The following is a 1,796-nucleotide window of genomic DNA, read 5'->3' as shown; positions in this document are numbered from 1 at the left end:
AACCCCTTCTGAAATTGAATTCCATTGATTGCCATCATCGCTCCTTTTCGTAACTCAACCATCGTGAAAGGTTTGACTCAGCACGGTCGCCTTAGTTCTGACGAGTGAACATAATCAGGTGCTCGGAAGCGATGGCGAATGAACTTGGCATTGCGTGGCGATGATAAAAATTGGAAATAACTAGCGGGTTTCGCCCCGCTTTTTATTTACAGCCTTCATTACTGCCGTTCAAATCAGTTATCAAGCTGCCGCGTTTTGCGAACCATCAATAGCTAGCTCGACAGCAAGGCGAAAATTAGCTCGGCCGTTTTTAAAGGCGGTATTGGTTTTTTACTTTAACCAAAAGAGAGCTAATCATGAAAATTTTCCAAATGGGTGCGATTCCATTCTGGTTTGTATTCGCAGCATTCGGCACGCAAGGTGCAACCCCGACCGTTATCAAAGACGATCCGCCCCCGTTTTACTGCCCCGAAGGCGGACCAAGCGCGAGCAAAATTAAAGATTGCGTATTAATGCCGAAGTTGCCCAAGCAAACCGGCAAGCAGAAAGTCGCGGTCGGCGTCGTTGGCTTAATACCAGAGGCGGAACACGTCGTATTAGTGCGCGGCATGAATCGCAATAGCCTTTGCTATTCGGGGATCAATTGGACGGGTAAGCGCGAAACCGTTTGCAAGGGATTGCCCGGCGCTAAAGCGTTAAGCCAATTCAATATTTCCCCGGTCAATGTAAACGGGGTGCACGCCCTTGTGTTCAAGTTAAAACCGGGCGCAGTCGCAACTAAAAACGATTTGCCGGATATAGGGCAATTCAGCGCAGCATTTGCGCGGGCGGCAAGCGGATTGCAAAAGATCGCTGATAAGCGCCTGTTATCATCGACCGCGCCCAGGGCGTTAAAGCGAGCCACGCCAGGAACGCAATCTTCGGCGGTCGAAGTCCCAGGCGGGGGCGGCTGCGGCAACGACGACGAAGGCGGCGGCTTTTGTACTACCCCGTGGGACGGCGGCGGCGGCGGCTATGGCTCGCCCGACTATGACCCCGGCTATCCAGGCGACGCCGACGAACCGATCCCGGACGGCGGCGCTGCTCCAAACTGGCCGGGAGGAACCGGATCCGGCGGCGGCGACCCAATACCGACCGGGGGCGGCTGGGTATGCATTCCATCTACCCCGCCTGTATGCATTGGAGCGGCGACCCGTCCGCCGCCATCGGGCGGGATTCCCCCGATTGGCGGGATTCCACCTGTAGGCGGCCCGGTTGGGGGCGATGTGTCCGGGTGGTTTCCGCCTAGCGGACCTATCACGAATGCCCCCCGCCGATAACCTACCCGAAAACGCACGCGAGAAATGGACCGCCGCCCTTAAGCAATGCAAAAAGCAAGCCGACGACGGGGAAAAACTTTGCAACAAAATGGCGCCTAATGCCGGATGGGACGACAATAAATGGGGAATTTGCTTCAATCACGTAATTAACAAACAAATAGCTTGCGTCGCCATAGCCAACGCGGCGTATGGTAATTGGTACGGCAGATAACGGCAATATAACAAGCCGCGCACGAAGAACCGGCGCGGCTTCTATCTTTGGGAGATATCGCGATGTATCGACAGACCTATATGACGTTCGGCAGTGACCGGCAAGGCGTCGCCTTGGTTGCTGAATTTGTGATGAATGACCGACCCGGCCCCAATCCACCCAAGTTAGCCGATTTCAACAATTTTTCTGACTCATTGCCTTGTGCGGTTTTTGGTCTTGCTTCCGCGGTTTCGAGAGATTTTCACGATGTCGATAGGTCCTTCCAG

At 54.3% G+C, this 1,796-nt stretch carries 2 protein-coding genes; both read left to right on the top strand.

The window, feature by feature from the left end; translation table 11 throughout:
• Nucleotides 1–356 precede the first annotated feature (356 nt).
• Nucleotides 357–1,319 carry a hypothetical protein gene (locus tag ACP7DD_RS26450; protein ID WP_426178364.1) on the top strand — a complete coding sequence of 321 codons (963 nt, stop codon included), beginning with the start codon at nucleotides 357–359 and terminating at the stop codon, nucleotides 1,317–1,319.
• A gap of 273 nt (nucleotides 1,320–1,592) precedes the next feature.
• The coding region (locus ACP7DD_RS26445) for a hypothetical protein (protein WP_426178362.1) at nucleotides 1,593–1,796 on the top strand (204 nt) is incomplete at its 3' end.

This window comes from Massilia sp. TWR1-2-2 (assembly GCF_049897565.1).
Lineage (GTDB): Bacteria > Pseudomonadota > Gammaproteobacteria > Burkholderiales > Burkholderiaceae_D > JAFCUW01.
This window is presented reverse-complemented; position numbering and strand designations above follow the sequence as displayed.